Origin of the sequence: Agrobacterium sp. MA01, from assembly GCF_009650195.1 — a bacterium.
GTDB lineage: Bacteria > Pseudomonadota > Alphaproteobacteria > Rhizobiales > Rhizobiaceae > Allorhizobium.
On the sequence record NZ_CP045854.1, the window covers coordinates 3,086,873 to 3,106,996 of the forward strand.

Sequence of the window (20,124 nt, forward strand, 5' to 3'; positions counted from 1 at the left end):
CCCGCCCCTCGCCCCGGCGAATCCGATGCGGATTCTGAGGCGCGTCATTCGTGTGATATGGCGCAGAAATTAACCCTTCGTCAATCATTAAGGCAGAATTTTCTGCAGCCCAGAGTCGGATCAAACATGCTTTACCCGCGATTGATGCGATGCTGCCGCAGCAGGCGAACCGCACAACTTTCCCTCATCTTGATCGCGAGGAGACCCGTGTTTCACTCTTCCCCGCGCCCCTCTTCCGGCCGGTCCCGCTCGTATCGGTGCGCCACCGGAAATGCCGGCAGCCAGTCCTCATGCCGGATCGTCCAAAGCTCGTAGCTCGGCTGAAACTCATTGATGTCGTCGAACGATCCGAGATTCACTTCCACCTTCTCGCCGCTCTGATTGAAGACCCGCGAGCCGCAGGTCGGAGAAATAGCGGCCGTCATACAGCTGCGCCTCACGGGTGATCGTCACCTGATGATCGCGATAGATAGCTGAAGCGTGGAACGGGGCTCCATGGTATTTGCGGCAGTCGAGACAGTGGCAGATGCCGACGCGACCCGGCTCGCCCTCCGCTTCGAACCGCACTTTGCCGCAGGCGCAACCGCCCGTCATGATCGCCATGGTCTTCCTCCCTGGATGCGTACCAGCAGTCTGGAACACATGAAAAATGGCCGCAGCTTGCGCCACGGCCATTTCCCCAACTCCGGAGTATCGGATCGGCTCCCTGATCAGGCAGCCAGTGCCTTGGCGATCTGGCCACGCAGCGTATCCATATCCTTGGCAAACCCGCGAATGCCTTCGGCGAGCTTCTCAGTCGCCATCGCATCCTGGTTCATCGCCCAGCGGAAGGCCTTCTCGTCGAGCGAGACATGCGGCTCGGCCTTGACCGTATCCGGCGACAGCGCACGGGCAAGCGCGCCCTGGTCCGCGTTCAGCTCGTCGAGCAGCTGCGGGCTGATGGTCAGGCGGTCGCAACCGGCAAGCGCTTCGATTTCGCCCGCATTGCGGAACGAGGCGCCCATGACGATCGTGCCGATGCCGTTCGCCTTGTAGTAATTGTAGATCGAACGGACGGAGACGACGCCCGGATCGGTTTCGGACGTGTAGTCCTCACCGGTCGACTTTTTGTACCAGTCGAGGATACGGCCGACGAAGGGCGAGATGAGGAAGACCTTGGCTTCGGCGCAGGCAATCGCCTGGGCCTTGGAGAAGAGCAACGTCAGATTGCAGTCGATGCCTTCCTTCTGCAACACTTCGGCAGCCCGAATGCCTTCCCAGGTGGAAGCCAGCTTGATCAGGATGCGATCCTTCTCGATGCCGCGCTCCTTATAGCCGGCGATGATCTGGTGGGCCTTGTCGATCGATGCCTTGGTGTCGAAGGAGAGGTCGGCGTCGACTTCGGTCGATACGCGGCCCGGAACCAGTTCGGCCAAGGCAGCACCGACGGAGATTGCCATGCGGTCGGCAATCGCGCCGATAACGGCATCATCCTGGCCACCCTTGGCCTTGCCCCAGGTGATGGCTTCCTGAAACGCATCCTGGAACGCGTCGGTGCCGAGCGCCTTCAGAACGATCGACGGGTTGGTTGTGCAATCGACAGGCTTCAGACGGCGGACGGCCTCGATGTCACCGGTATCGGCGACGACGGTCGTCATGGAACGAAGCTGTTCGAGTTTCGAGGTCATCGGGTCATCCTTCGGCTGCGCGAAAAGGGTTGGCGACCGACATCGGAACGCCGGTCTCGTTGCCCGGACTATCGCCATCCGCAGACGGCAAAGTCAAGACATATGTCCTTTGAATTTGACATAAGTACCATGAGAACGGATAGTACCCGCTGGAAGTTCCCCATTCGAGAGAGATCTTGGCCAAGCTCCGACGCGAGACCCACACCACCCTTTCGGACGCAGCCGCGCTGCGCATCCGCGCCGCCTGGCTCTATTACAACGAGGGCCTGACACAAAAGGACGTGGCCGACCGTCTCGGCATCAGCCGCTCGACGGTCATCCGCATGCTGGAGGAGGCGCGCAAACGCGCCGAAGTGCAGATCTGGATCAGCGATGGCGTCGCCGATTGCGTCGACCTCGCCGTGCGGCTGGAAAAGGCCTATGGTCTCGACGAGGCCGTCGTCGTCCCCTCGCCCGACAGTCAGGATGCAGCCTCGATCGCCAAGTCAGTCGGTCTCGCCCTTGGCCAGTTCCTGACCGAAGCCATCACCAACGACATGACCATCGGCGTCGGTTGGGGCCGAACCATGACGGCGTCGCTTGCCGGTTTCCGGTCGCCCGGCCGGGAAAACTGCAAGGTGGTCTCGCTGCTTGGCGGGATCGTGGCAGTGCGCCAGACCAACCCGATCGACTATACCTGGCGGCTGGCAAGCCAGCTCGGCGCCGAATGTTACATGTTCCTCGCACCACTTCTCGTCGATTCGGTTACGACGAAGCGGGCACTGATCGAGGAATGCGGATTAAAGGCGATCTACGACCTTGCCGAAAACCTCGACCTCGCCATCGTCTCCTGCGGCGACATCGGCCCGCACTCCACCTCGCTCTCCGAGGGCTTCATCAGCCAGCAGACCCTGATGGAGCTGGTCGACGCAGGCTGCGTCTGCGACACCATGTTCAACTTCCTCGATGCGGACGGGAACTCGGTTGCCCATCCGATCAACGAGCGGGTGATGTCGGTCGATTTGGACACGCTGAAAAAGTCAAAGCACATCGTGCTGTCCTCAGGCGGCGCGCATCGCGCCAAGGCCATCAGGGCGACGATCCGGCGGATTGGGTGTAATACGCTGATCACCGATGAGGCGGCGGCGCGGGAGTTGTTGGGGCTGGCGACTGCGTAAGTCGCCTATTCGTCGCCATAGATCAGTGGCAGGTGTCGTTCCACCTCCATCGCATCATGCAGGATGCGTCCAACACCGATCAATTCTGCCATGACATGTCGATAGAGTATGAAGTGTCGCGGCCGGCGAACAATTCCACTTGGATGGCGCGCCCGATCGCGGCTGTGGCGTAGATGGTAGCTGTGAATCCCAGGCCCAAGCTCAGGCCGTGACACGACGCCATTTCGCCAGTTCGAGACGGCGAGATCCGAGAGAGCAGTGACAATCAGAAACTCATAGCGGAGCAGAGCGCCGCCGCCAAAGTCAGCATAGGTTCTGGTTAGGATATCGAGGATGTCGGCATCGGCTTCTGTCGAAAGCCGGACCTCAACCATCGCCCCTCACCCGCTTGTCCGCCTGGCGGATAGCGTCGCGACCGATCCTCGCGATATGGTCCGCCAGCTTTTCGACCGGCACGTCGGTGAAACGCCCCTGGTCCAAATCTGCGAAGCCCAGGTCGGCGGCTTGTCTCAAAGCCTCTACTTTGGCCGCTTCGCCGGCAGCCTTCTCCTCGACAAGCCGAAGTCCTTCGCGAAGCACATCATCCGCATGATCGAAGCAACCGGACTCCACCAGGCTGTCGATCCGGCGGCTGATGTCTTCAGGGAGTTGAACTGTATTGCGCATGATCCATCCTCTCACAGAAGCGCAATTTCGAAAAGCGTCACAGTCCCCCCTTCCCCGCCTCCCAGCCGAGCATGGCCCGCTTGCGGGTCAGCCCCCAGTGATAGCCGGTCAGCGCGCCGCTCTTGCCAAGTGCCCGGTGGCAGGGCACGACAAACGAGATCGGGTTGCGGCCGACGGCAGCACCCACGGCACGGCTGGCCGTCGGCTGACCGATCTTTTGGGCGATGTCGGAATAGGTGACGGCCTTGCCGAGCGGGATCTGGAGAAGGCTTTCCCAGACTCTGATCTGGAAGTCCGAGCCGATCAGCACGACGCGCAAGGGCTCTTCCGCAGACCAGCGCTCCGGATGGAAGACGCGTGCCGCATAAGGCGCCGTCGCCTCGATATCCTCGACGTAATGCGCATTCGGCCAGCGCTGCGCCATGTCGTCGAAACAGGCGACTTCGCCGCCGACATCGGCAAAGGCGAGCCCCGCCAACCCGCGCTCGGTGATCATGACAAGCGCCAGCCCGAAGGGCGAAGGATGGTAGCCGTAGCGGATGGTCAGCCCTGCGCCGCGCGCCTTCCACTCCCCGGGGCTCATTGCCTCATGAGTGACGAAGAGATCATGGAGGCGACCGGGGCCGGAAAGACCCAGTTCAAGCGACGTCTCAAGCAGCGGCAATTCCTCGCGCCCCAGCAGCCGCTTGGCATGGTCGAGCGTCACGGCCTGGAGGAAGGCCTTGGGGGAAAGGCCCGCCCAGCGGGTGAACGTCTTCTGCAATTGCGTCGGCGACTGGCCCAGCCGCTCGGCGATCACCTCCAGCGATGGTTGGCTCTGGTAGTCGAGCGTCAGCATCTCGACTACCTGCCGCACGGTCTCATAGTCCGAACCTGACGGCGTGATGTCGGTGGAGCCGGAAAGGTTTATTTGTTGCGCAAGCGTCATGGCGAAATCCTCAATCTGAACAGGACTTCACCACGGGCAATCCTTCGACGCCACCCGTTTCTTGCAGTAATGTCTGGCACTCAGATCCGCTGCTTGGCCGAAGCAAGTGCCCCGGTGAGGGCCTTGGCGAAACTCTCGCGATCATCGGGGTTGAGGAAGGAGCCGACATCGGTCCCGCGGCCCTCGCCGCTCACCACCATCGATGTGATGCCAAACTCATCGTGGCGATGCACGAAAAACCGCGCCCAGAGCGTCTTGAAGCTGTGCTCGGTCATCCGGCCGGCGGGTGTGAACTTGCGGATTGAGAGACTGGTCCGAGACACCGTCACCTCTTCACGTGCCCGCGCAGAGCGATAGTTCAGCCAGAACGCGCCATACAGCAGCAGGAAGTCGATGCCGAAGAAGATACCGATCGGCCAGGCACCGGTCGCCATGAAAAAGATCGCATGGACGAGACACACGGTCCCGGTGATGGCAAACAGGATGCGATACCCCTTGCGACCGAGCGACCGGTAGGGTGTCAGTTCCGCTGCGAAAATCGGCTGGTCCGCCGCCTGCTCGAGATTGCCTTCCATCACCACGCCCGACTATAGGTTTTCCATGACTGAAGCGAAGCCGAAATCCAGCACTCAAACTTTGAAAAAGTCAAATCCTGCGACCCGTCGCAAGCCAGCGGCACGCCGTCGCACGGCTTATTCAAAGGCCGAATTGGAAGAGATCTTCCGCCGCTTCTCGATCCAGAGGCCGGAGCCGAAGGGCGAGCTGGAACACGTCAACCCGTTCACGCTTGTCGTTGCCGTGGCTCTCTCCGCCCAGGCAACAGACGCCGGAGTAAATAAGGCGACGCGGGCGCTGTTCAAGGTGGCCGACACGCCGGAGAAGATGCTTGCTCTCGGCGAGGAAAAGGTCCGCGATTACATCAAGACGATTGGGCTCTATCGCAACAAGGCGAAGAACGTCATCGCGCTCAGCCAGAAGCTGGTCGACGACTTCGGCAGCGTCGTGCCGCGCACTCGCGAGGAGCTGGTGACGCTGCCGGGTGTGGGCCGCAAGACCGCAAACGTCGTGATGTCCATGGCCTTCGGCATACCCACAATGGCCGTCGACACGCATATCCTGAGAATTGGCAACCGCATCAAGCTCGCGCCCGGCAAGACGCCGGATGAGATCGAGGAGATCCTGATGCGGATCATCCCAGAAGAATACCTCTTCCACGCCCATCACTGGCTGATCCTGCACGGGCGCTACTGTTGCAAGGCGCGGCGCCCCGAATGCGAGAAATGCGTGATCGCCGATATCTGCAAGTCGCCGGAAAAGACTTGCGACGTGCCAGCACCGTTGGTCGAGCTGCCGCCGCAGGCGATCAGCGCCGTCGAATAAGGCTCAACGGGCGAGAGCCACGTCCCGCGCGGCGAGCGCCTTGTGCAGATGCACCATTAAACCGGCAGCGAACAGCGGCGTGAGCAGATTGACGATCGGCACGGCCAGAAACAGCGCGATGACGAGACCCGCCATGAATACGGTGCCCGAATGGCGGGAACGCAGAAGTTTCGCCTCTTCGACACTGCGGAACCGCATGGCGGCGAACTCGAAGAATTCCCGGCCGAGCAGGTAACCGTTCACAAGGAAAAAGGCGAGAATGTTGATGCCCGGGATGAAGAGCAGCATCAGCGCAATCAGGTTGCCGACGACGACCACGCCGAAGAACTTGATCGAGGCAACGATCGCCTGTCCCATCGGCATGGCCTTGCCCGGCGGGTCGGTGGGATAATCCCGCTTCTCCACGACTTCGGCGACATCATCGAGAAACAGACCGGCAATGATCGCGGTGACCGGCGACAGCAAGAGTGCCAACCCGAGTGCCAGCCCGATGCTGGCCAGAATGCCGAAGATGAAGGTGAGCCAGCCCGCCCAGTCCGGCAGTTCCGGGACGACGCCCTGGACCAGAGGCATGATGAAGGCGATGAAAGTCTCGCGCAGACCGAACCACAGGCCGATCAAAACGAGGATCGTCAGGCCGAGCGTCTTCCAGAAGACCGTGCGGGTCTCCGGGGCAAAAAGATTGCGCAGCGACAGCACGGCAGCGTCAAAGATCATCGGTGGCCTCCTTCATCAACAGCCGTGATGTAGGAGGCCGAAGCTGCCGCTGCAATGCGCAATCTCAGCTGAGGCGATAAAGGCCCGGCCGACGGTCGGTGAGATAGGGGTTTTGCGCCCGGGCGTCGTCATAGGCGGCGGGATCGATCTCGGCGACAAGCAGCGTCTCCCGCATACCGGCCCGCGCCAGCTCGTCGCCATCTGGCCCGAGGATCACCGACCGACCGCCATAGGTGAGCCCATTCTCCTCGCCGCAGAGATCGGCATAGATGACGAAGACGCCGTTTTCGAAGGCACGTGTCGGTACAACCGTATCGGCAACGCGTCGGCTTATGATGCCTTCCGGCAACGCGGTCGGCACGAGGATCAATTCGGCACCGGCCAGCGCCAGCGTTCTTACATTCTCCGGGAACTCGACGTCGTAGCAGATCAGCATTCCGGTCTTGATACCGTTGAGATCGAAGACATGCGGAGCCTCCGAGCCTGGCACGAAAGCCGCCCGTTCGCCGTCGCCATAGAGATGGCTCTTGCGGTAGAATTCCGTGCTGCCGTCCGGCCGGACAAGCACAGAGGAATTGAACACCTGATTGCCGTCGTGCTCGGGAAAACCTGCGCAGATCGAAAGCCCGCAATCGGCCGAAATTTCCATCAAGGCGCCAATGATCAAACCATCGCGCCCTTCCGCCACTTCCTTGAACTGCGAACCGAGTGCGTATCCACTGGTGCCGAGTTCGGGCGTGACAAGAAGCTCCGCGCCCATTTCTGCCGCCGCCATGGCAGCTTGGGCAATCTTGCCGATATTGCCCGGAACATCGCCGGAAAGCGGCTGCATTTGATAGAGCGAAATCAGCATGATGCACCTGTCTGCGTCAGAGTCTGGGTTGGAACGTTAGTGCTGCATGCCTAGCGGAGGCAAGCGGCAACTCCAAGGCAAGCCGCGCCAGGTTGCCTTTCTTGTCTCGGACCTTATCTTTAGGAAATGGAACATGTGATCGAAGCAGGCTTGTCCTGATGGCTTTTGTCGTTACGGCCGCCGTAGCCTTGCTGCTGATAGAGCTTTATCTCAGGCGCCGCCCTTGGGCGATCGCGCTGACCGGCGTGATCGCTGTCGTCGGCACCGTGATCTGGATCTTCAGCGATAATCAGTCGAGAAGCCAGAGAGGCGCTGTCTCGGCCGTCACAGTGGATGTCGGAGCCGACGGCGAGACTTGCCTTGATCCGGCCCTGCCGCTGGCTGCAACACTCACCAATTCTTCCGGCGACATGGTCAACCGCATTGCCTTTGACCTGATCGGACAGCAGGCGGAAAGAGCCGGCACCGCCTATCGCGGTACTCTCCGTCATAATCAGGCTCTGGCGCCGGGCGAAAGCATCACGCGGTGTTTCCCCCTGCTCTACCACGGCTTCGCCCACCCGCGTCCACAGATCGTCGATGCGACGAAATATGACTGGACGGCACACGTGACCCTTGTCGGCTTCGGCGACGCGCCCTCCCCATAAGCACCCACCTCAGAACACGGGAAAAAGGCCGGCAGGAACAGTCTCTCACACCTGGACGAGATGCCCCTCGCTCACTTCCCGGTACTGGCGCGCAGGCGGCTGGTAGCCCGCGGGCCGAATGGGGCTCTTGATCTCGTCGGTCGACAGATTGCGCTTGAGCTTGCGTCGCGCCGGATCCGGCACCGGCACCGCCGCCATCAGCTTTTTCGTGTAGGGATGCTGCGGATTGTCGAAGACGGCCTGACGCGGACCGATCTCGACGATCTCGCCGAGATACATCACGGCGACCCGGTGGCTGACCCGCTCCACGACTGCCATGTCGTGGCTGATGAAGAGATAGGCGAGGTTGAAGCTCTGCTGCAGATCGAGCAGCAAATTGCAGACCTGCGCCTTGATCGACACGTCCAGCGCCGAGACCGCTTCGTCGGCGACGATGATCTTCGGATCGAGCATCAGCGAGCGGGCAATCGCGATGCGCTGGCGCTGACCGCCCGAGAACTCATGTGGATAACGCGGCATCATGTCGGCCGAGAGCCCCACCCGCTCCAGGAGGTCTGCGGCCTTGTCGCGCGCTTCGGCTTTCGAACCGAGCTTGTGTTCGACGAAAGGCTCCATCACCGCCTGCCCTACGCTCATGCGCGGATCGAGACTGGCGAAGGGATCCTGGAAGACCATCTGGATGCTGCGACGCATGCGCCGGAGCGAAGCCTCGTCGAGGCTTCCAACATTGTAACCGTCGACCGTGATCTGACCCGAAGTCGGCTCAACCAGCCGGGTGATCGAGCGGCCGGTTGTGGACTTGCCGCAACCCGATTCGCCGACCAGGGACAAGGTTTCACCCGGCTTGAGGGTGAAGGAGACGTTTTCGACCGCATGCACAGCGCCGCTCTTGCGCCCGAACAGGCCGGACCGGATGTCGAAGCGGGTGGTGAGGTTTTTCACCTCCAGCAGTGGTTGGCTCGCTTTTTCCGGAACTCCGGCTTCCGCCTCCGGCACCAGCGTGGCCCCGGTCTTGATATCGATGACCGGGAAACGCATCGGCCGCTCCCGCCCGCCCATGGATCCGAGCTTCGGAACGGCGGACAGCAATGCGCGCGTATAGGGATGTTGGCCACGATTGAAGATGTCGTCCGTCGTCCCCGTTTCCACGGCCTCGCCGCGGAACATGACGATGGTCCGGTCCGACACTTCGGCCACCACACCCATGTCATGGGTGATGAAGAGCACCGCCATGCCCTCCTCGTCCTGAAGCGTCTTGATCAGGTCGAGGATCTGGCCCTGGATGGTGACGTCAAGCGCGGTGGTCGGCTCGTCGGCGATCAGCAGCTTCGGCCGGGATGCGAGCGCCATGGCGATCATCACGCGCTGACGCATGCCGCCTGAGAACTGGTGCGGATATTCATCGAAGCGGTTCTTGGCGTTCGGGATACGGACGCGGTCGAGCAGCCGCAAGACCTCGGTCTTTGCCTCTGCATTGGAGATGTCGCGATGGCACGTGATGGCCTCGGCTATCTGCTTGCCGATCGGAAAGATCGGATTGAGCGAGGTCATCGGCTCCTGAAAGATCATCGAGATCTGGTTGCCGCGCACCTGGCGCATCTGCTCGGCATCGAGCGTCAGAAGCTCTCGCCCCTCCAGTTTGACGCTCCCAGCGATGCGGCTCGTCAATTCCGGCAGAAGCCGCATGATCGACAGCGAGGTCACGCTCTTGCCCGACCCCGATTCGCCGACGATCGCCACGGTCTCTCCCGAGGCGACGTCGAGATCCATGTTTCGCACCACAGACCGCCACTCGGTGCCGACCCTGAACGAGGTCGTCAGACCCCGCACCGACAGTACCGGCGCCCTGCTTGCTTCTGTTGCCTGTTCCACCACAGCCATATCCCGTTCCCCTGTTTTTATCTGTGTCGAGATGTGGTCGTGCAATCAGGCGGCGAGTGCCGTTTCGGCAAGCGTCACCCAGTAGCTGATGCCATAGGGAATCACCTCGTCGTTAAAGTCATAGGCGGAGTTGTGCAGGTTGGCCGTATTGCCATTGCCGATAAAGACGAACGAGCCGGGCCGCGCTTCGAGCATGTAGGAAAAATCCTCAGCACCCATCGCCGGCGGGAAGGCATCGCTGACGGCATGGTCCCCGGCCACCTTGCGCATGATATCGAGCGCGAACTCGGTCTCCGGTTCATGGTTGACGGTGACTGGATAACCGCGGTGATAGCGCAACGTCGCCTTGCCCCCCATGGCCATCGCGACGCCGGACGCAATCTCGCCGATTCGGGCCTCGGCCATGTCGCGCATGTCCGGCATCAGCGTGCGAACGGTACCGGACAATGTTACGGCATCGGGAATGACGTTATAGGCATCGCCCCCGTGGATCTTCGTCACGGTGACAACCACTGAGCCAAGCGGATCTGTCTCGCGGGCGGCAATCGACTGCAGTGCCACAACCACCTGTGAAGCTGCCAACACCGGATCAATGCTCTTGTGCGGCTGGGCGGCATGACCGCTTCGGCCTTCCACCACGATGTCAAACTGGTCGGCAGCGGCCATGACCGGTCCCTTCTTGGTGGCAAATGTGCCGACCGCCATGCCGGGATGGTTATGCATGCCATAGACCTGGCGGATGCCGAATTTCTCCATCATGCCATCGGCGACCATCTCGCGCGCGCCACCGCCGCCCTCTTCGGCCGGCTGGAAGATCACGGCGATCGATCCGCGGAAATTGCGGGTCTCGGCGAGATATTTGGCCGCACCGAGCAGCATGGCCGTGTGGCCGTCATGGCCACAGGCATGCATCTTGCCGGGCGTCTTGGAAGCCCAGGCCTTGCCGGACATTTCGTGGATCGGCAGGGCATCCATGTCGGCACGGAAGCCGACGACCGGCCCATCGCCGCGATTGCCCTTGATGATCGCGACCACGCCGGTCCGACCGATCCCCGTTTCGATTACGTCGCAGCCGAATTCCTCGAGCTTCTCGGCCACGAAGGCCGCTGTGCCATGCACGTCGAACAGGAGTTCGGGATTCTGGTGCAGATGGCGGCGCCACTCAGCGACTTCGGGCTGGAGTTCGCTGGCGCGGTTGAGCACTGGCATGAAGTAACCTCTTTTTGTCGTTGTTCCCCGCAGGATTTCGCGCATACTGTGCCGCGATGCGCAGCTTTGGCAAGCCGCAAAATTCCGTCTTGCATGGAAAATAGGCTTGTGATTACATGGCCTAAATTTTAGCCAACCCGACAGATACTGGGCTGTTCGGGAACGCATTGCGCGACTCCGCGGAGCGCCTCAGATTGGAAAACTTTCCTGCAATACCAAGAAGATAGGTGGTTGACATTTCGCGAATGGGCTGGCCACATCGCTGGCCGGCAGATCGGTCTTCCATCATGCCTGCAAACAAAAATAATGGGGAATGAGCACATGAACACTCGCAAAATGATGCTGGCGGCGTCGGCTGCCGCTTTCGCGCTGACGGCAGCGCCGGCAATGGCCGAACGCGGCACGGACGGCGACCTGAAGATCATCTTCTGGCAGGCCGTCTCGACGATGAACCCGTATCTGTCGGGGGGAACCAAGGAAGTTTACGCAGCCTCGATGGTCATCGAGCCGCTCGCCCGCTACGACGAGACCGGCGCACTGGTGCCGATGTTGGCCACGGAAATCCCGACTGTTGAAAACGGCGGCGTAGCAGCCGATTTCAAGAGCATCACCTGGAAGCTGAAGCCTGACCTGAAATGGTCCGACGGCTCGGCCGTCACGGCCGAAGACGCAATCTTCACCTGGAAATACTGCACGGCACCGGACGGCGGCTGCGCCCAGGGCGCCTATTTCGAAGGCGTGACCAATGTGGAAGCCGTTGACGCCTCCACCATCAAGGTCTCCTTCGCCGATGCCAAGCCCTATCCCTACAGCGCCTTTGTCGGCGCACAGGCTCCGCTCATCCAGGCAGCCCAGTTCAAGGATTGCCTTGGCGCCAAGGCGCCGGAATGCACGGCCGCCAACTTTGGCCCTGTTGGAACCGGCCCCTTTGTCGTCAACGAATTCAAGCCGAATGACGTCGTGACCTTCACCGCCAACCCGAACTACCGCGACGCCGCCAAGCCGGCTTTCGCCTCGGTCACCCTGAAGGGTGGCGGTGACGCCGCTTCCGCAGCGCGCTCGGTTCTCGAGACCGGCGAATTCGACTATGCCTGGAACATGCAGGTCGAGCCCGAAATCCTCGACCAGATGATGGCGGCCGGCAAGGGCAAGATCGAAGTCGCCTTCGGCACCCAGGTTGAACGCATCGACATCAACCCTTACGGCGTCGATCCCTCGCTCGGCGACAAGCGCTCGACCAAGGAAGCCGGCCCGCACCCGGCACTGTCCGACCCGGCCGTTCGCCGCGCGCTCTCGATCGCGATTGACCGCGAAATCATCGACGAAGCCGGCTACGGCCCGAACGGCCAGCCCACCTGCAACATCCTGCCGGCGCCGGATATCTATGTATCCACCGCGGTTGACTGGTGCCTGAAGCAGGACATCGAAGGCGCCAACAAGCTGCTCGAGGACGCCGGCTGGAAGATGGGCTCCGATGGCATCCGCGAAAAGGATGGTGTGAAGCTGTCCTTCCTCTACCAGACCTCGACCAACTCCGTTCGCCAGGGCACCCAGGCACTGGTCAAGGACATGTGGAGCCAGATCGGCGTCTCCGTCGAACTGCGCAACATCTCGGCATCCGTCTTCTTCGGTGGCGACCCGGCCTCTCCGGACACCTTCCAGAAGTTCATGGCCGACATCCAGATGTACACCAACAACTTCGATGGCACCGACCCGGAGAAGTACATGGCGGGCTGGATGTGCGACAAAATCCCGAACCCGGCCAATGGCTGGCAGGGTGAAAACATCGTCCGCTACTGCAACCCGGAATACGATGCGCTTGTGAAGGAACTCGGCCAGACCGGCGAGCTCGAAAAGCGTGCCGAAATCGCCAAAAAGCTGAACGACATGCTCTCCAACGATGTCGCCCAGATCCCGCTTATCCATCGCGGTCAGCCGTCGGCTGTCAACAACACGCTGCTTGGCGTGAAGATGAACGCCTGGGATTCGGAACTCTGGAACGTCGCCGACTGGTCGCGCGCTAAGTAATGCCCTTCGCGCCGGGCCTGCCTTCACGGGCGGGCCCGGCGCTCGCATTTTTGCCGACAGTCTGGAGCCCAGCCGATGTTTACCTTCACCGTACGGCGACTGCTGTTCGCAGTCCCGACGCTACTGGCCATCAGTTTCATAATTTTTGCCCTGCTCGACCTTGCACCGAGCGACCCGTTGGGCGACCTGCCGCTCACCATTCCGCCCGAAGTGCGCGAGCAGATCCGGCTGGCCATGGGCCTCGATCAGCCCTTCATCATTCGCTATTTCAAATGGCTGCAGCAGTTCTTCATCAATGAACCGTTGAACATCTTCGAACAGATCACCGGCATCACCGTCGGCTCCGGCGAGCGCATGCGCGTGCTTTCCTGGGCGACCCGCAGCCCCGTGGTTGACCTGATCGTCCAGCGTCTGCCACAGACGCTCTGGGTCGTCGGTCTCTCCTACCTCTTCGGCGTTTTGATCGCGATCCCGATCGGCGTCATCTCCGCCTATCGCCAGTATTCCTGGTTCGACCAGATCGGCACCTTCGTCTCGATGGTCGGCTACTCCGTGCCGACCTTCTTCACCGGCGTCCTGCTGATCGTCGTCTTCTCCTCCTGGCTCCAGTGGTTCCCGTCGATCTATGATACCACACTGGTGGTCAACAGCTGGGACAGCTTCGTGCTCCAGGTGAAGCAGATGTTCTTGCCCGTCCTGGTGCTGACGCTTTTCAACGTCTCGCAGATCAGCCGCTTCGTGCGCGCCTCCATGCTCGACAACCTGAACATGGATTATGTCCGCACCGCCCGTGCCAAGGGCGTCAAGGAAAAGATCGTGCTGCTCGTGCATGTCCTGCGCAACAGCCTGATCCCAGTCGTGACTGTGATCGCGCTCGGCGTTCCCACGATCTTCTCCGGGGCCATCATCACCGAGCAGGTCTTCCGCGTGAATGGTCTGGGGCAGTTGCTGATCACTGCGATCCAGGGCGCCGACATCCCGCTCGTGCAGACCCTGACCTTCATCTTCGCGATCCTGATCGTGCTCTTCAACCTGATTGCCGACGTTCTCTACGGCATACTCGATCCGAGGATCCGCTATGAGTGATGCCGCAATCGCGACGACCGGTGCACCGGCTCCACAGACAAGACCTCAGAGCGGCAGCTTCTGGCCCATGCTCTGGCGCCAGTTCCGCGCCCACAAGGGTGGCGTTGCCGGCCTGATCGTCTTCGTCTTCATCGTCGCCGCCGTCTTCATCGGCCCCTACATCCACACGATCGATCCGGCGAAACTCGACATCCGTGCCAAGAACCAGGGGCCGTCCTGGGAGCATCCCTTCGGCACAGACAACCTTGGCCGCGACATGCTGGCCCAGGTTCTCGCCGGTGGCCAGATCTCGCTTGCCGTCGGCATGGCGGCCATGCTGCTGGCCCTGGTCGTCGGCACGCTGGTCGGGGTCTTGTCAGGCTACTCCCGCAAGCTCGACGGCCCTCTGATGCGTCTGACCGACCTCTTCCTGGCGCTGCCGCTCCTGCCGCTGCTGCTGGTGATCATCATGTTGTTCCGCGACACGTTGCGCACCGCCTTCGGCCCGGAAACCGGCATCTTCATCCTGATCGTCTTCGTCATCGGCATCACCAGCTGGATGCACACGGCCCGCATCGTGCGCGGCGACGTATTGGCGATCAAGAGCCAGGAATTCATCCTGGCGGCGAAATCGAGCGGCATGCGCGAGCACCGCATCATCATCAAGCACATCCTGCCCAATGTGATGTCTTCGATCATGGTCTCGGCGACGCTCGGCATCGCCACCGCCATCATCACCGAGTCCGCGCTCTCATTCCTGGGGCTCGGCTTCCCGCCGGACTTCCCCACCTGGGGCCGTCTACTGTTCGACGGCGCCAACTTCCTGCAGATCAACCCGTCCCGCGTCTTGTGGCCGGGCCTTGCGATCTCGCTGACGGTGCTGAGCGTCAACTATATCGGCGACGCGATCCGCGATGCGCTCGATCCGAAGGCGCTGAAGCATTGAGGGCAACCCCAAGTGGGCGCATTAGCGCCCACTTGGCCTTCCCAACACCCTTCTCGCAGCAAACCAGCTGGCACATGCCCAGACCGTTCCCGCCGCCCAGCCACCGAGCACGTCAGTGGGGTAATGCACCCCGAGATAGATGCGGCTGAGGCCGATGATCAGGGTGAGGAACACCGCAACGAGCGGGAAGAAGTAGCGCAGCGACGGCTGCTCTTCGATGCGCGACAGCATGGCGCCGAGGGTGAGATAAGTGATCGCAGAAAGCATGGCGTGGCCGCTCGGAAAGCTCATGTCCGACACCTCGACCAGATGCTGCACCACCTCCGGCCGTGGTCTTGCGATGCCAAGCTTCATCGCGCTGCTCAAGGCCCACCCGCCGAGGATCGAAACGGTGACGAAAGCGGCCGTGCGGAATTTGCGACGCAGAGCCAGATAGGTGACGACCAGGGTCACGAGCAATGTCAGCACGGTCACGCCGCCAAGCGCCGTGATGTCGACCATCACCTTGGTGAGCCAGGCGGGACCAACCGGCATGCTGAGATCAGATGTATCACGCAACATCAAGAGCACACTCTCGTCGAAGGCACGCGTCTCGCCCTCCAGCACCTCGCCGGTCAGCTCGAACAGCAGATAGGCGACCAGCGCCGCCACCAATGCCGTCAGCCAGACGCGGGCTTCGGCGACCGAGACGACGCGGGTGAGATGGTGCTTGATACGTTGCATGGGCAAGATCCTGATCGGTGGTGTTGAGGCTACATCGCGTTGCAAGGCGCGTGGGTCAACCGGGACGCGGGGAGCAAATGTGGACGGGTCGGAGTTGTTCCATACTTCCCTTTCCGGACAGCGGCGGTTCGCTCGCGCCGAGGGCCTGGCACCGCCCCTCACCCTACCTTCTTCCCGCAGGCGGGGAGAGGGAGGCAGGCGCGGTTACCGTCTCGGTCTTCTCCCCCGCCTGCGGGGAGAAGGTGCCGCCCTTCGACAGGTTCAGGAGGCGGATGAGAGGCCATAGCCGCACGGCACAGGCTTTGAGCCGATCAGCTTACTCACCAAAACCGCCTTGATCTTGTCGCCCACCCCCGCCACTCTCCGCCCGCACATCCGGAGACATGCCCCATGCCCCAAGGCCCGCTCAACCTTCTGACCGACATCGACGGTCTGGCCGTCGGCCATGCGACAGACCTCACCCTCGGCTCCGGCGTCACCGTGATTGTCTTCGACGAACCGGCAACAGCGTCTGGAACCGTGCTCGGCGGCGCGCCCGGTGGACGCGACGTGACGCTGCTCGATCCCTCCATGACAGTGCAACAGGTCGATGCCTTCGTGCTCTCGGGGGGCTCGGCCTTCGGGCTGGATGCGGCGGGCGGCGTGCAATCGGGCCTGCGCGCTGCGGGCCGCGGCTTTGCCGTTGGCTCCGTGCGGGTGCCGATCGTGCCGCAGGCAATCCTGATGGATCTGCTGAATGGCGGAGCTAAGGACTGGGGCCTGCATGCTCCCTATCGCGATCTCGGTTATCAGGCCTTTGAGAACGCGGCGAAAGGGGCCTTCCCGCTCGGCACGGTTGGCGCCGGAACGGGTGCGACGACGGCCAATTTCAAGGGTGGCCTGGGCTCGGCCAGCGCCATTTCGTCGTCGGGCCACACAATCGCCGCGCTGGTGGCCGTCAATGCCATGGGTTCAGTCATGGTTGGTGACGGTCCGCATTTCTGGGCTGCCCCTTTCGAGGAGGGGGAGGAATTCGGTGGTCGTGGCCAGCCCGCTCATGTGACCGTTGAAGATCGGGCCATGCGCATCAAGGGGCTGCGACTGACGGCAACCACCATCGGCGCCGTCGTGACCGATTGCACGCTCTCGAAGCCCGAGCTTCATCGCCTGTCGATCGCCGCCCATGATGGCCTCGCCCGGGCCGTACTGCCGGCCCATCTGCCCTCCGACGGCGACACGATGTTTACTGCCTCGACGGGAAGACGCGCACGCAGCAGTCAGGCCGACCTCATGGAGCTCTGCCATCTGGCAACGCTGGTGACGGCCCGGGCGATCGCGCGCGGCGTGTTCGAGGCCGTCGCCCTGCCTTACGCGGATGCGCAGCCGGCCTGGCGGGACAAATGGGGGTGATCTCGGCTCCCTGCGGACAGCAGTGTGGCTGGCAGAGCGGTCAGCGGCCACTCTCCCCCCGTGTGGGGGAGATGTCGACAGAGCCGACAGAAGAGGTACCGCGCGGCACAAGGTGACCTGATCTCCCTCCCACCACCTTCGTCGAACCCGCCCTTGACCCAAGTCAAGGACAGTGCACCCTTCGCCGCAGAGATTGCCCGCCAAGGTTGGTCACGCGCATGACGCAGATCATCCGCAAGATAAACGGATCGGGGGAGGACGGTTCGACAATGGAAGATGAAAGCGACATGGAAAGACCAGTCCTCACCAACCGCATGTTCGACGAGCTGAAGCTCGGCGATGCCGCCAGCATCACACGCGTGATTGGCCCCGATGATATCGAACTCTTTGCCGCACTCTCCGGCGACAACAACCCAGTGCCGCTCGGCCAGTCACTGATCCCGGCTGGCATGATCTCGGCTGTCCTCGACACCCGCCTACCCGGCCCCGGAACAGTGTATCTCGGCCAGGATCTGGAGTTCTGGAGGGACATCGCGACCGGCGACCGCATCACCGCGACGGTGACCCTGATGACCAAGGAGAGCGATGGCCGGACCCTGATCTTCGACACCCGCTGCGTCAACCAGAACGGCGAGCCCGTTTTGGCCGGCAAGGCCCGTGTGCGGGCGCCGTTCGAGCGCATCAGTTGGTCGGAGAACCTTCCGCCGGATGTCTCGCTGCAGCGCCACGACCGCTTCGATGCGATTGTGGCCGAGGCCCGCAGCCTGCCGATGGTGCGAACCGCCCTTGTGCATCCCTGCTCGCCGGAAGCCATCGAGGGTGCCGTCGAAATCCGCGACGAAGGTCTGCTCGACCCGATCCTGATCGGCCCGGAGGCGAAAATCCGCGCGGCCGCCGCAAAGGCCGGCATCTCGATCGACGGTTTCGAGATCATGTCGACCGAACACAGCCATGCGGCAGCGGCCCTTGCCGTCGAACTCGCCGTTGCCGGCAAGGTCGGCTCCGTGATGAAAGGCAGCCTGCATTCCGACGAGCTTCTGGCCGCCGTCGTCGGTGGCGGTTCGGGCCTCAGGACCGAGCGCCGCGTCAGCCATGTCTATGTCATGGATGTGCCGGCCTATTCCAAGCTGCTGATCGTCACGGACGCCGCGATCAACATCGCCCCCACCCTCGAACACAAGCGCGACATCTGCCAGAACGCAGTCGATCTCATGCATATGCTGGGCGTGGCGGAGCCCAAGGTCGCCGTGCTCGCTGCCGTCGAGACGGTCAACGACAAGATGCCGGCGACACTGGAGGCCGCAGCCTTGACCGTGATGGCAGCGCGCGGCCAGATCCGGGGGGCCAAGGTCGACGGGCCGCTTGCCTTCGACAATGCGATCAGCATGGAAGCCGCCCGCACCAAGGGCATCATCTCGCCCGTCGCCGGCGACGCCGATATCCTGCTGGTGCCCGACCTCGAAGCCGGCAACATGCTCGCCAAGCAGCTCCTCTATTTCGCCAATGCCGATGCCGCCGGTCTGGTGCTCGGCGCCCGCGTTCCGATCATTCTGACCAGCCGCTCGGACAGCCTCAGAGTCCGCATTGCGTCGGCAGCTCTGGCAAAACTCGTCGCTGCCAAGCGTGCGGCAGCGCTCGGTGACAAGGCATGAGGCAGAAACTGTTGCTGACCTTCAATGCCGGCTCTTCGACGGTGAAGATCGGCATATTCGCCCGCGAGGCCCAAGGCGCCAGACGCATCGGCAAGGGCGTGATCGACTTCCGCGCAGAGCCGCTGACCTTCCATCTTGTCGAGGGGCCACAAGTCTTCGACGTACCGCTCGTGGCAAAGACCGATGACCTGCTGCACGACGTGTTGGAAGAGGTCTTTGACTGGCTCGGAGAACACTACGATCTCGACGCCGTCTCGGCCGTCGGTCACCGCGTTGTCCATGGTGGCGATCGCTTCGCAGATGCTGCAATCGTCGACGAGGAGGGCCTCACCGCAATCGAGAGCCTGGTGACGCTGGCACCTCTCCACCAGCCGCAGAACCTGCGCCTTATCCGCGCCATCGCTGAACTGAAGCCCGGCCTCCCCCAGACCGCCTCCTTCGACACCGCGTTCCACCGCACGCAGTCCGACACCGTCAGGCGCTTCGCCATCCCGCGCGAATGGTTCGACAAGGGCGTCAAGCGCTACGGCTTTCACGGCCTCTCCTATGCCTATGTCGCGGGTGCCCTGAAGAGGCTCGAACTGGAAACGGCAGGCGGCCGCGCCGTCGTCGCCCATCTCGGCTCCGGTGCGAGCCTTTGCGCGCTGGACCACGGGATCAGCCGCGACACCTCCATGGGCTTTTCCACCATTGACGGCGTGCCCATGGCGACCCGCTCCGGCGCGATCGATCCGGGCGTGCTCTTCCATCTGATGGACGCCCATGGGCTGAGCGTCAAACAGGTCGAGGAGATGATCTACAAGCAGTCGGGCCTGCTCGGTCTCTCCGGCATCAGCGCCGACAGCCGGGTGTTGCTGGAGACCCCTTCGAAGGAAGCCTGCGAGGCACTCGATGTCTTCACCTTCCGCATCGCAGGGGAGGTGGCAAGGCTCGCTGCTTCGCTCGGTGGCCTGGATACGCTGGTCTTCACCGCCGGCATCGGCGAGAACCAGCCGACGATCCGCCGTTCGGTGGTCGAGCGCCTGCGCTTCCTCGGCCTGCTCCTGGACAGTGAGGCGAACGACCGCAACGAGGCCGTCATCTCGCGCGAGGAAAGCCGGGTAACGATCCGGGTCATCGCGACCGACGAGGAACAGGTGATTGCCGACGACTGCCTCAGGCTCATCGGATAGGACGATCCGCCGCCGCTGACACCAAAGCGTCATGAAACGCGCCT

General features: G+C 62.3%; 19 protein-coding genes and 1 pseudogene. 9 read left to right on the forward strand and 11 right to left on the reverse strand.

What is annotated here, in order from left to right:
* Positions 1-212: 212 nt before the first annotated feature.
* Together GH983_RS14920 and tal are read right to left on the reverse strand one after the other, a co-directional pair.
* Positions 213-603 (reverse strand): annotated as a pseudogene (locus GH983_RS14920) (GFA family protein).
* A gap of 107 nt (positions 604-710) precedes the next feature.
* Entirely contained in the window at positions 711-1,667 is a 957-nt protein-coding gene (gene tal / locus GH983_RS14925; RefSeq protein ID WP_153762812.1) for a transaldolase, read from the reverse strand.
* Positions 1,668-1,843: 176 nt separating this feature from the next.
* Between tal and GH983_RS14930 the strand changes: the two genes are divergently transcribed.
* Positions 1,844-2,824, forward strand: a complete 981-nt coding sequence (locus GH983_RS14930; RefSeq protein WP_153762813.1) for a sugar-binding transcriptional regulator — start codon at positions 1,844-1,846, stop codon at positions 2,822-2,824.
* 5 nt (positions 2,825-2,829) lie between these two features.
* On the opposite strand, the gene GH983_RS14935 is transcribed toward GH983_RS14930, so the two are convergent.
* The 4 genes from GH983_RS14935 to GH983_RS14950 form a co-directional block, all read right to left on the reverse strand.
* A complete protein-coding gene (locus tag GH983_RS14935; RefSeq protein WP_069043359.1) occupies positions 2,830-3,198 on the reverse strand; it encodes a type II toxin-antitoxin system RelE/ParE family toxin in 369 nt (122 codons plus the stop codon).
* Entirely contained in the window at positions 3,191-3,490 is a 300-nt protein-coding gene (locus GH983_RS14940) for a type II toxin-antitoxin system ParD family antitoxin (RefSeq protein ID WP_069043358.1), read from the reverse strand. The genes GH983_RS14935 and GH983_RS14940 overlap by 8 nt, the downstream gene beginning before the upstream one ends.
* A gap of 37 nt (positions 3,491-3,527) precedes the next feature.
* Positions 3,528-4,418 (reverse strand): bifunctional helix-turn-helix domain-containing protein/methylated-DNA--[protein]-cysteine S-methyltransferase, encoded by an 891-nt coding sequence (locus GH983_RS14945; RefSeq protein WP_069043357.1) that lies wholly within the window; start codon positions 4,416-4,418, stop codon positions 3,528-3,530.
* A gap of 80 nt (positions 4,419-4,498) precedes the next feature.
* Positions 4,499-4,993, reverse strand: coding sequence for a DUF2244 domain-containing protein (locus GH983_RS14950; RefSeq protein WP_153762814.1), 495 nt, complete (start codon positions 4,991-4,993; stop codon positions 4,499-4,501).
* 25 nt (positions 4,994-5,018) lie between these two features.
* Here GH983_RS14950 and nth point away from each other — a divergent pair, with 25 nt between their 5' ends.
* A complete protein-coding gene (nth, locus tag GH983_RS14955; RefSeq protein WP_069043355.1) occupies positions 5,019-5,798 on the forward strand; it encodes an endonuclease III in 780 nt (259 codons plus the stop codon).
* Positions 5,799-5,801: 3 nt separating this feature from the next.
* On the opposite strand, the gene GH983_RS14960 is transcribed toward nth, so the two are convergent.
* Together GH983_RS14960 and GH983_RS14965 are read right to left on the reverse strand one after the other, a co-directional pair.
* On the reverse strand, positions 5,802-6,515 hold the full coding sequence (locus GH983_RS14960; protein ID WP_069043354.1) for a sulfate transporter family protein: 714 nt from the start codon (positions 6,513-6,515) through the stop codon (positions 5,802-5,804).
* Between the two features lie 64 nt (positions 6,516-6,579).
* The gene (locus GH983_RS14965) at positions 6,580-7,368 is read right to left on the reverse strand and encodes a carbon-nitrogen hydrolase family protein (RefSeq protein WP_083229677.1); all 789 of its coding nucleotides are present in this window, start codon (positions 7,366-7,368) and stop codon (positions 6,580-6,582) included.
* A 158-nt stretch (positions 7,369-7,526) separates the two neighbouring features.
* Between GH983_RS14965 and GH983_RS14970 the strand changes: the two genes are divergently transcribed.
* Positions 7,527-8,015, forward strand: coding sequence for a hypothetical protein (locus GH983_RS14970; protein WP_069043352.1), 489 nt, complete (start codon positions 7,527-7,529; stop codon positions 8,013-8,015).
* A gap of 45 nt (positions 8,016-8,060) precedes the next feature.
* Here the strand turns inward: GH983_RS14970 and GH983_RS14975 are convergent, their stop codons facing one another.
* On the reverse strand, positions 8,061-9,896 hold the full coding sequence (locus GH983_RS14975) for an ABC transporter ATP-binding protein (protein ID WP_069043351.1): 1,836 nt from the start codon (positions 9,894-9,896) through the stop codon (positions 8,061-8,063).
* Between the two features lie 45 nt (positions 9,897-9,941).
* Entirely contained in the window at positions 9,942-11,105 is a 1,164-nt protein-coding gene (locus GH983_RS14980) for a M20 aminoacylase family protein (protein WP_069043350.1), read from the reverse strand.
* 321 nt (positions 11,106-11,426) lie between these two features.
* Between GH983_RS14980 and GH983_RS14985 the strand changes: the two genes are divergently transcribed.
* The 3 genes from GH983_RS14985 (at position 11,427) to GH983_RS14995 (ending at position 15,144) form a co-directional block, all read left to right on the forward strand.
* Positions 11,427-13,133, forward strand: a complete 1,707-nt coding sequence (locus GH983_RS14985) for a peptide ABC transporter substrate-binding protein (protein WP_153762815.1) — start codon at positions 11,427-11,429, stop codon at positions 13,131-13,133.
* A gap of 75 nt (positions 13,134-13,208) precedes the next feature.
* Positions 13,209-14,219: an ABC transporter permease gene (locus GH983_RS14990; protein ID WP_054147968.1), complete on the forward strand. Its 1,011-nt coding sequence runs from the start codon at positions 13,209-13,211 to the stop codon at positions 14,217-14,219.
* Positions 14,212-15,144: an ABC transporter permease gene (locus GH983_RS14995; RefSeq protein ID WP_069043348.1), complete on the forward strand. Its 933-nt coding sequence runs from the start codon at positions 14,212-14,214 to the stop codon at positions 15,142-15,144. Before GH983_RS14990 ends, GH983_RS14995 begins: the two co-directional genes overlap by 8 nt.
* Positions 15,145-15,165: 21 nt before the next feature.
* Here GH983_RS14995 and GH983_RS15000 read toward each other — a convergent pair whose 3' ends face one another.
* The gene (locus GH983_RS15000; protein WP_153762816.1) at positions 15,166-15,867 is read right to left on the reverse strand and encodes a phosphatase PAP2 family protein; all 702 of its coding nucleotides are present in this window, start codon (positions 15,865-15,867) and stop codon (positions 15,166-15,168) included.
* A 390-nt stretch (positions 15,868-16,257) separates the two neighbouring features.
* Between GH983_RS15000 and GH983_RS15005 the strand changes: the two genes are divergently transcribed.
* The 3 genes from GH983_RS15005 to GH983_RS15015 all read left to right on the forward strand — a co-directional run bounded on the left by GH983_RS15005 (position 16,258) and on the right by GH983_RS15015 (position 20,080).
* Complete coding sequence (locus GH983_RS15005; RefSeq protein ID WP_153762817.1) at positions 16,258-17,256, forward strand: P1 family peptidase; 999 nt, start codon at positions 16,258-16,260, stop codon at positions 17,254-17,256.
* A gap of 287 nt (positions 17,257-17,543) precedes the next feature.
* Positions 17,544-18,908 carry a bifunctional enoyl-CoA hydratase/phosphate acetyltransferase gene (locus GH983_RS15010; protein ID WP_194842726.1) on the forward strand — a complete coding sequence of 455 codons (1,365 nt, stop codon included), beginning with the start codon at positions 17,544-17,546 and terminating at the stop codon, positions 18,906-18,908.
* Complete coding sequence (locus GH983_RS15015; RefSeq protein WP_069043346.1) at positions 18,905-20,080, forward strand: acetate/propionate family kinase; 1,176 nt, start codon at positions 18,905-18,907, stop codon at positions 20,078-20,080. Before GH983_RS15010 ends, GH983_RS15015 begins: the two co-directional genes overlap by 4 nt.
* Positions 20,081-20,124 lie beyond the last annotated feature (44 nt).

Coding starts and splice junctions, on each gene's coding strand:
- tal (WP_153762812.1), bottom strand. CDS start 1,667: ATGACCTCGAAACTCGAACAGCTTCGTTCCATGACGACCGTCGTCGCC.
- GH983_RS14935 (WP_069043359.1), bottom strand. CDS start 3,198: ATGGTTGAGGTCCGGCTTTCGACAGAAGCCGATGCCGACATCCTCGAT.
- GH983_RS14940 (WP_069043358.1), bottom strand. CDS start 3,490: ATGCGCAATACAGTTCAACTCCCTGAAGACATCAGCCGCCGGATCGAC.
- GH983_RS14945 (WP_069043357.1), bottom strand. CDS start 4,418: ATGACGCTTGCGCAACAAATAAACCTTTCCGGCTCCACCGACATCACG.
- GH983_RS14950 (WP_153762814.1), bottom strand. CDS start 4,993: ATGGAAGGCAATCTCGAGCAGGCGGCGGACCAGCCGATTTTCGCAGCG.
- nth (WP_069043355.1), top strand. CDS start 5,019: ATGACTGAAGCGAAGCCGAAATCCAGCACTCAAACTTTGAAAAAGTCA.
- GH983_RS14960 (WP_069043354.1), bottom strand. CDS start 6,515: ATGATCTTTGACGCTGCCGTGCTGTCGCTGCGCAATCTTTTTGCCCCG.
- GH983_RS14965 (WP_083229677.1), bottom strand. CDS start 7,368: ATGCTGATTTCGCTCTATCAAATGCAGCCGCTTTCCGGCGATGTTCCG.
- GH983_RS14970 (WP_069043352.1), top strand. CDS start 7,527: ATGGCTTTTGTCGTTACGGCCGCCGTAGCCTTGCTGCTGATAGAGCTT.
- GH983_RS14975 (WP_069043351.1), bottom strand. CDS start 9,896: ATGGCTGTGGTGGAACAGGCAACAGAAGCAAGCAGGGCGCCGGTACTG.
- GH983_RS14980 (WP_069043350.1), bottom strand. CDS start 11,105: ATGCCAGTGCTCAACCGCGCCAGCGAACTCCAGCCCGAAGTCGCTGAG.
- GH983_RS14985 (WP_153762815.1), top strand. CDS start 11,427: ATGAACACTCGCAAAATGATGCTGGCGGCGTCGGCTGCCGCTTTCGCG.
- GH983_RS14990 (WP_054147968.1), top strand. CDS start 13,209: ATGTTTACCTTCACCGTACGGCGACTGCTGTTCGCAGTCCCGACGCTA.
- GH983_RS14995 (WP_069043348.1), top strand. CDS start 14,212: ATGAGTGATGCCGCAATCGCGACGACCGGTGCACCGGCTCCACAGACA.
- GH983_RS15000 (WP_153762816.1), bottom strand. CDS start 15,867: ATGCAACGTATCAAGCACCATCTCACCCGCGTCGTCTCGGTCGCCGAA.
- GH983_RS15005 (WP_153762817.1), top strand. CDS start 16,258: ATGCCCCAAGGCCCGCTCAACCTTCTGACCGACATCGACGGTCTGGCC.
- GH983_RS15010 (WP_194842726.1), top strand. CDS start 17,544: ATGGAAAGACCAGTCCTCACCAACCGCATGTTCGACGAGCTGAAGCTC.
- GH983_RS15015 (WP_069043346.1), top strand. CDS start 18,905: ATGAGGCAGAAACTGTTGCTGACCTTCAATGCCGGCTCTTCGACGGTG.